The organism is Kitasatospora sp. NPDC034023 (assembly GCF_055575795.1).
This window is the reverse complement of the sequence record NZ_JBVIRY010000005.1, coordinates 405,431-413,971: the sequence shown is the minus strand read 5'-3', so window position 1 is coordinate 413,971 and position 8,541 is coordinate 405,431. Positions and strand designations below refer to the sequence as shown.

Here is an 8,541-nt window from a genome sequence, read left to right as displayed (position 1 = left end):
GGGGGCGGAAGCCTGCGGCTTAAGCAGGGCCTGGCGGCCCTGCGGCGGTGCTGACGCACCGCCAGGTGCGGGGGTGCCGCCTGGCGGCGTCACCGCGGGTGGTTGCCCGAGGCTGCGCCTCGGGGCCCGGCTGCGCCGGGCGGGGGTGGGGCCATTCGCCTGCGGCGAATTGGCTTTGGGGTGACGGCCCCTGGCGGGGCCTTAGTTGATGGGTGGTTGGGCACGGGCCTGCGGCCCGCCATGAGTGGCGTTAACGATGTGACGTGAATTGCGGGTAGCAGGGCCTCCCCTGCGGGGCGGCCCCGGGCGTTGACGATGTGGCGCGAATTGCCGACGCCGGCGTCTCACCCGGGATGAGGCCCTGTCGGGGCCCACCGGTCCGGTCCTCCGGCGACATCGGCCGGCACCCCGTCCAGACGCCCGTGCCGGGCCCCCGGGCCAGCCTCGGGGGCGACCGCCGGGCGCAGCGCGGCGGCCTGCGGCCGACAGCCCCCAAAGCAGGCCTCTCGCCCCGTGCCAGGGCCGGGGTGACGAAGCCTTGGTCAGTCCTCCCTGGGCCTGGCCGCCCCATGCCGGGGCGAGGACATCGCCGCACGAGCTGTCACCGAACCGGCACCCCAGCCGCCGCCAACAGCCACGACACCGCTACGACCAGCTGAAACGACACCTATGACAGCAACCAGGCGACAACCAACGACAGTAGAAACCCACCCCACGACCAGCACAAACCCCGGAACACCACTGCCACACCCGTGACAGATCACCACCGCCACTCCACCGACGCATATCAACTCTCTTTCAGGCCACAATCCGAAAGCCTCGCACGACGCAGCCGACAGAAATCCAATTCAGGCACACCGAAAAGGGGCCTACGGCCCTCGCCACCGACACCGCGACCGCCAATCCAGACCGCCCGGAAAACAGTGCGCGCCGTCAACGGGGCAATTCCCGGAGCAACACCACCAAACCGAACACCGGGCAGGACGGATCAGGACGGCGGCCAGGACGGGCGCAGGCACGGCGGGCAGGACGGCCGAGCCGGGCGCAGCGGGACCGGCCTGGCGGCCGACCAGAACGGCGGCCAGGGCGCAGCAGCGGGGCGGCGTCGAGGCCGGCGGAGCAGCGCGGCGGTGCAACACGGCAGTGCAACACGCCCGCCCCGGGCCCCTCCCGGCCACATAACGCCTGTTCAGACCCGCAACACGGCCCCGTTTTGCACCCCGGCGCAACACCGCGTTGCACCCCGCACCCCCTCACCAGGCCGCCGAGCACCAGCCACCGAACCCCACCACTAGAACAAAGGCCGGCCCCTGCAGCGGCCGCCGTCCCCGCCGTACCCGACGGCCCTTGGGCGGCAGCCCGACCCGCGGCTGTCGCGCCCACCTGTCGCGCCCCCACCACACACAGGGGCAACCCGGCATCCGCCCACGTCACAGGGCACGACAGCACCCCACGCGACAGGGGGCGCGACAGCACCCACACCCCGGCCACCAACCCCAGCAACAGCCCTCGTGCACGCCCTCAAGGGTGGCCTGACGGCCACCCAGCACCACCACCCACCACCAAGGACCGCAGCCCGCGGACACGCGGCGCAGCAGCCGGACAGAGCCCAGCACGGCCAGCACACCCCGCCCCGGACAACGGCGCCAGGACGGCCCGGACGGCCTGGACGGCGGCCAGCAGGCGGGCACGCTCCGACCGGCGGGCACGACAGCGACAGCGCAGCCCCGACCGGCCCCAACAAACCGAACACCGACCCCCGACCCCCGACCCCCGCCAACGAGCCCTCACCCGGCCATTCCAACCCGAACCCCAAAAACCACGCCGGTCAATTCGGCAAAACACACCACACGAAATTCTAAGCCGAACACACGCCAGAAAAGACCGCCCACCCGCCCGACCTGGCCGACACCACCCCCAACCCCGCCAACCACCACACACAGTCACCAAACCCGCCGGACGCCGACCCGGCCAAGCACCCCCTACAGGTCTAGCCAAAGGTCCAGACAATTTGCCATCCAGGCCGATTCCACGCCCACAACCACCAAAAGGTCACACCCGCGGCCCTTCGCCGGGTAGAGCTTGGCGTGCAGTACCCGGTCCTCCCACCACGGGTCATCCGGGGCGCAGACCAGCGCAGCCACCAACTCCCGCATGGACGGAGCGGGCAACACCACGGGCCCAAGCCCTTCGCCTCCCGGTCGCTGACGCACCCCGGACACTCCAACCGGCCCGGGGCGGGCGTCGGAAAGTAGACAGGCGTGCCGTGACCTGTGGCGCGTTGGCTCGTTCAGCCGTCTGTGCTGGAAGATATAACTGACGGGTGGTCAGACGAATTCGGCGACTTCGTGGCGCGGTTCGCGGGCCGCTTCGGGCGCGTGGAGCCTCCTCGGATCAGCCGGTCTTGACCCAGTCCTGGCAGGCGGTCGTCTTGAAGAGCTTGTCTCCGGGCTTGATGGTGATGGTGGCGGGGCCCTGCACGTTGTCGTTGGCGATGATGGAACCGACACCGTCGCCGCCGTTGTTGCGTTCCCAATAGCACATCCCGATGCCACCGGCCTTGGGGCCCTTGCTCTTGTAGGTACCGGGCTGGACGTCGACGCCGACCTCGTAGCTGCCGTCGCCACCGATCGTGTCGCCCTTGGGCTTGTCCGGCGTGCTCGGCGCCACGGGGGCCGCAGGGGCCTCGGCTGTCACGGTGGCGGTGACGGTGGCAGCAGGAAGCGGGGCGGGAACCTTGGCCGCCGCAGCGGGAACGGTGGCCATGGCAGTGACGGTGGGTGCGGCCGCCGGGGTGCTGCTCTTCTTGTCTCCGCCTACCGCCGCGCCGACGGCGATGCCGACGATCAGGGCGACGGGGGCGACGACGCGGACCTTTCGGTAGACGGGGCGCTTGGGGGCATTCTGAACAGGGTGGCTCATGAAGGACGTTCTTCCTCTAAGGGTGGTGCTCGGACAGCGGCGCCACCCTCGCGCATCCCGGAGCGGCGGCGAGGGCATGTGATCGAATCGTGTCCCACAAGCAGAGGAATCGTGGCGTGACCGGCCTGCCCGACGGCGCCGTTGCGGTGCCGGCACTCCGGCGCGATTCCTCGTTCCTGCGACCCCCGAGCGGTGACCGGGCGGCTCGACGGCGTGCGGGACGGGTAGGGAGGCCCTGCAGTGGCGGAGTGCCCGGTCGGAGGTCTCGGGCTCAGTCGGCGGACTCCCGCTGGCCGTCGTCGACGGAGAAGACATCGGGTTGCGTCGGAGCTGGTCGCGCTGCCGATCGGTCAGCAGGGCGGCGAACCTGTGGACCTCGTCGCACGCGTGTAGCAGGGTGCCGTCCAGGCCGGCGAGCAGTGCGCGCAGGTCGCCGTCGTCAGCCACGGCAACGGAGTACTGGCCCACGACGCGGTGCGGGCCGAGGACGCGGTGGTAGCGGGCGACGACGCCGACACAGTCGTGCTCGACGTACTCGACCTGGCGGTCGCCACGCAATGCGGCGAGCTGATCCGCGTCCAGGTCCGCCCCCACGATGATGCCGTGGCGCGTCCGGGCGGCGGCGGGGGCGGCCCCGAGCCTGGTCAGGATGTCCAGGACTCCCGGGAAGGCCCGCTCGGTGTGCGGCCAGTACGTGGGGTAGACCAGGAAGCCGCGCTGCGACTGCGGCCACCCCGCCGAGAACAACGGCGCCTCGTACGCGCCCGCCACACGGACCACGGCTCCCCAAGGCTTGGTATCGGCACGAGAGTCTGCTGCACGCCCGGCTGGACGGACAAGACTCCCGCACGCGAGGCCTACGACATGGCCGGTGGGTGCACTACTGTGCGTTCCATCGCCATGGCTGAAGCCTGTTGCAGGAGATCGGGGAACCAGGCAGGGCAGCCGGGCCGGCCGGGCTCCGTACGGCCGGCCCGGCGCGGCGGCCTCAGCGGAAGTCGTCGGCGTGGTCGGCGGCCCACTGGGCGTAGGTGTGGGCCGGAACGCCGGTGATCTTTTCGGCGATGGCGGAGGTCACCGCCGCGACGCCGTCGGCGGCGGCCCACTGGCCCACGATCGCGTCGGCCACGACCGGGTGCATCGTTCTGGCGACGTCCGCACAGGCCTGCTCGTCGGAGATGTGCTCGACCCGGATGTGACGGCCGATGGCCTCGCCGATGTGCTCGACCTGGCGTTGCAGGGTCAGGGACTCGGCCCCGTGGACGATGTAGGCCTGGTGCGAGTGGCCCGGTTCAGTCAGGGCGGTCACCGCCAGCGCCGCGATGTCCTTCTCGTGCACCGGTGCCGACTGGGCGAACGGACGGGGAAGGCGGACGACGTTGTCGGTGCGGATCGATTCGGCCCACCAGGTGCGGGTGTTGGTCGCGAACGTCCCCGGCCTGAGGAACGTCCAGTCCAGGCCGGAGCGTTGGACGGCCTGCTCGATCGTGCGGTTCAGCCGGGCGACCGGGTGGTCGGCGTCAGGGTCCAGGACGACCGCCACCGACGAGAGCAGGACCACCTGCCGGATCCCCGCTGCCGCGGCCGCCGCAGCGACCTTGTCGATGTCGTAGGGCTGCTGGGGGTCGAGCATTCCGTACAGGAACACCCTGTCGGCACCGTCGAACGCTGCAGGCAGCGTCTCGGGACGCCCCAGGTCAGCGACGACCGAGTCGTACCCGGGCGTCGGGCCCGCGGCTGGGACCCTGCTGACCGCTCTGACCTGCTCACCGGCGGCCAGCAGGCCGCCGGCCACATGACGACCGACGTTGCCTCGGGCGCCGAAGACCACTGTCGGCATGATGGAACCTCCTGCTTGTCGTGGACGTGAAGTGCCCCATCGACGTGCCTGGTTGTCGGCGATGGGGCGGGGAACGGGTGGGGAACGAGCCGGGAGCCGGAGCGCGTCAGGGCCGGATGTTCTCCAGGTCCGCCAGGAGGCCGGGGTGCCTCGGCTCCCAGCCGAGCGCCTGCCGGGTGCGGGTGCTGGACGAGGGCTGGTCGGCCCTGAAGATCGGGCCGAGCGGGCCGTAGGTCTCCTCCGGCACCGGCCCGACCGGCAGGCCCAGCCGCCGACCGATGACGGCCGCGATGTCCCGCACCGCGTCCCCCTCGTCGGCCACGGCGTGCCAGGCAGTACCGGCCTGCGCCCGCTCCAGGGCGAGCCGGAAGAGGACCGCCGCGTCGAGCGCGTGGACGGCGGGCCAGCGCTGGGTACCGTCACCGGGGTAGCCGGAGATCCCGCTCCGGCGTGCGATGTCGGTCAGCAGACCGGCGAATCCGCCCGCGCCCTCGTGGTGGACCGTGCGCGGCAGGCGGACGGACGTGCTCCGGACCCCGCGGGAGGCCAGGCCCAGGATCGCCGTGACCGTGCGGCCGCGGCCGCCGACCGGCCCGTCGATCGGCACCGGGTCGGCCTCGGTGGAGGCACGGCCCGGCACCCAGGGCGTGCCCGAGACGGTGACCAGGGGGCGGTCGCTGCCGACGAGCTCCTCACCGAGGGTGGTGAGGGCGGCGGTCTCCTCGGCGACGTTGCGGGCGAGGGCCTCGGGGCTGCTGAAGTCGTTGCCGAAGGCCAGGTGGACCACCCCGTCGGCCCCGGCGGCGCCGGAGCGCAGGACGTCCAGGTCGGCGAGGCCTCCCCGCAGCGGCTCGGCGCCGGCCGCCTCGGCGGCCCGTGCGGAGGCCTCGAAGCGGGCGAGCGCGAGGACGGTGTGGCCGTGGCCGAGGAGTTCGGCGACAACGGCGGATCCGATCAGACCGGTGCCGCCGGTGACGAAGACGCGCATGGAACCCTCCACAAGTGATGGGACTCTTGTCCCATCACTGTAACAGGGGTGACGGGACAAGAGTCCCGTCGCATATGCTGAGCCCATGGGTCGATGGGAACCAGGTGCGCGTGAACGCCTCGTCGTGGCCGCGGTCGACCTGTTCACGGAGCAGGGGTACGACGCCACGACGGTCGCGCAGATCGCCGAGCGTGCCGGGGTCACCAAGAGCACCTTCTTCCGGCACTTCCCCGACAAGCGCGAGCTGCTGGTCGCCGGACAGGAGACGCTGAGCCGGCTGCTGGCCGAGGGGATCGCCGACGCGCCCTGCGACGCCAGTCCGCTCGAGGCGGTCGCCGCCGGTCTCCAGCGCGCCTCGACCGCCATGGGCCCCGGGAGTCGCGAGCTCGCCCCCCGCCTGAAGGCGGCCGTCGCCGCCAGCACCGAGCTTCAGGAGCGCGACGCCCTCAAGACCGTGAGTCTCGCGGCCGCGATGACGACCGCTCTGCTCGCCCGCGGCGTGCCCGGTCCGACTGCGGCTCTCGCGGGCGAGCTGGGCGTCCTCGCTTTCAAGCGGGGGTACGCCGAGTGGGCCGAGGAGGACCGTGGCCCCGGGGACGGGCTCGCCGGGTGCGCCTTGGCGGCCCTGAACGAACTGCGTGCAGCGAGCGCGTCGCTGGGCTGACCGAACGGGCAGCGTCCGGCACCGGTGCGGCGGGCGGGAAGCGGACCCCCGGGCTCTTCGGGCTCGCCGCCCTCCCCCACCGATCCCTTGACGCCGACGGAGCGGGGGACGGCAGGGCGGGAGCGGCAGTCGGCTCACCCGGGCCGGGTTCAGCGGCACAGGGTGCGCAGGGCGGTGAGGCAGTCCGCGTCCCGGCGCTGGGGGTCGGTCTCGGCGCTGGCCACCTCGGCATCCCGGTCACCGCCCGCACCACCCAGGCGCAGCAAGGGCCGCCCGGCGCCCACTGCACCGCGGCGGCCGACTCCCAGCAGCTGACCCGCGAGCTGGTCCGGTGCGCGGTGATCGCCGACCGCGAGGCCGGCGCGACCTGGGCCACGATCGGCGAGGCGCTCGGACTCAGCGCGGACGCCGCCCGCGCCCGCTACGGCAACCTCCGCCTCCTGTGGCCCCCACCCCCAAAGCCCGCCTGACCGCCACCGCCGCCCGCCCCACCCACACGAGCGGCCGGCACCAGCCGGACGCGAGAACAAGAGCACAGCACAGCGCAGCGCCCGACCACACCGACCAACGCCCCAACCCACCCACCACAACCACCAGGCAGGGGCCCAGGAAGGTAAGTCGGGTGGTGAGTTCGGCCCGTCACCCCCGATGAGCAGCGCAAACAGGCGGCAAGCTCGGTCGGAGGCCGGTGGCCGAACCGCGCTGCGGACCGAACCCCCAGCCGGATCCCGTACCGGACCACGAGCCGAACCCCCGACCGAACAGCCTGGTCCCCCGTGCGCGGGCAACCAGTCAACGGGACAGACCCGCGTCACGTCCGGCGGTGGCGTCCGGTGGGCCGGGCCGGGCCGCCGGGGAAGGAGGTCAGGCCAGGGTGCGCTCCAGCCAGTCGAGGACGAGGGTGTTCCGCAGTTGGGGGGCCATGGGGGCGCAGTGGTCGCCGGCGCCCTGGGCGGTGGTCAGGATGGTGTGCTGTTTGGGGCAGCGGAGGAGGTCGAAGAGGTGCGTGTCCTGGTCCGGGATGAGGGCCTCGGTTTCGTAGCCGAGGACGAGGGTCGGGCAGGTGACGAGGTGTGCCACGTCGTCGCAGCGGAACTGGCGGATGGCGCGGGCGAGTTGCCAGAGGTCCTGGGGCGCCCGGCCTGCGCGGGCGTCGTGCAGGAACTGGGGCCCGAAGATCTCGGCGCGTTTGGCGAGCAGCGGGGTGGCCTGGCCGAGTTGCGGGAGGACGGCCTGTTGCCAGTGCCGGTTGACGGCTTCCGGGTCGGGATGGTCGGCGAGGTCGCGCCAGGTCTTGGGCCAGGCGAGCCAGTTGTCGACGGCGCCTGGGTCGGCGACAACGGCGGCGAGCCGGGGTTCGAAGGCGGCCGCGCGGATGGCGAGGATGCCGCTCATGCTCCAGCCGGTCAGGGCGATCCGGTCGGGGTCGACCAGCGGGGAGCACAGGAGGTGATCGACGACCGGATGTATGACGTGTTCCCAGTCGGGACGGAAGGGGATTGCGTGCTCGAAGAGCAGGCTGCCCTGCCCGGGCCCCTCCAGGATCAGGGCGTTCCAGCCTCGTTCGATCGCCGCGCAGGCGCCGAAGGCGTAGAGGTCGATGCTCTGGGCGTCGCTGCCGTTGACGAGGATGAGGGTGGGCCGGCGCCGGGGTGTCCCCGGGGGCGTGAGGAGGTAGGCGGGCAGTGCGACGTCCTGGTACGGGATGCGGAGCCGTTGTACGGGCGGGTCGAGGAGTTCGCCCGCGCGGTGCCAGCAGGCCTGCATCTCGGCGAAGACCGCCGGTTCGTCGGCCGGCCGGGCGCTGCCGAGAACGGAGAACAACGCCAGGGACAGGTACTTGGCGGCACGCAGGTAGGCGTCGCGGGCGCCGATCGTGCGGCCTGAGCGGAGGGCGGTTTCCGCGGCGACGGCGGTGCGGCGGCCGAGGGCGAGGAACTCCTCGTGGTAGCCGCGGCCGGACAGTCCGGCCCGGTTGATGCGGTCGACGGCTGCCAGGAGCTCCCCGGCCTCGGCGGCCCGGTAGGCGGTGGCACCGAGGGCAGCGCGGGTCTGGAGGTCGAGGTTGGGCTCCGGGAAGAGCCGTAAGCGGTCGACGGGGGCTGTGGTGGTCAAGGGAAGGTCCCG

Annotated in this window: 6 protein-coding genes; 2 read left to right on the top strand and 4 right to left on the bottom strand. The window is 72.4% G+C overall.

What is annotated here, in order from left to right; translation table 11 throughout:
* Positions 1-2,394: 2,394 nt before the first annotated feature.
* From ACZ52R_RS11075 to ACZ52R_RS11065, 3 genes are all read right to left on the bottom strand, one after another.
* Positions 2,395-3,702 carry a hypothetical protein gene (locus tag ACZ52R_RS11075; RefSeq protein WP_465615258.1) on the bottom strand — a complete coding sequence of 436 codons (1,308 nt, stop codon included), beginning with the start codon at positions 3,700-3,702 and terminating at the stop codon, positions 2,395-2,397.
* A 208-nt stretch (positions 3,703-3,910) separates the two neighbouring features.
* On the bottom strand, positions 3,911-4,762 hold the full coding sequence (locus ACZ52R_RS11070) for an NAD(P)H-binding protein (RefSeq protein ID WP_465615256.1): 852 nt from the start codon (positions 4,760-4,762) through the stop codon (positions 3,911-3,913).
* Positions 4,763-4,868: 106 nt separating this feature from the next.
* Entirely contained in the window at positions 4,869-5,750 is an 882-nt protein-coding gene (locus ACZ52R_RS11065) for an SDR family oxidoreductase (protein WP_465615254.1), read from the bottom strand.
* An 85-nt stretch (positions 5,751-5,835) separates the two neighbouring features.
* Here ACZ52R_RS11065 and ACZ52R_RS11060 point away from each other — a divergent pair, with 85 nt between their 5' ends.
* A complete protein-coding gene (locus ACZ52R_RS11060) occupies positions 5,836-6,414 on the top strand; it encodes a TetR/AcrR family transcriptional regulator (protein WP_465615252.1) in 579 nt (192 codons plus the stop codon).
* 338 nt (positions 6,415-6,752) lie between these two features.
* Positions 6,753-6,884: a hypothetical protein gene (locus tag ACZ52R_RS11055; protein ID WP_465665783.1), complete on the top strand. Its 132-nt coding sequence runs from the start codon at positions 6,753-6,755 to the stop codon at positions 6,882-6,884.
* Positions 6,885-7,278: 394 nt separating this feature from the next.
* On the opposite strand, the gene ACZ52R_RS11050 is transcribed toward ACZ52R_RS11055, so the two are convergent.
* Complete coding sequence (locus ACZ52R_RS11050) at positions 7,279-8,529, bottom strand: alpha/beta hydrolase family protein (RefSeq protein WP_465753348.1); 1,251 nt, start codon at positions 8,527-8,529, stop codon at positions 7,279-7,281.
* Positions 8,530-8,541: the final 12 nt, after the last annotated feature.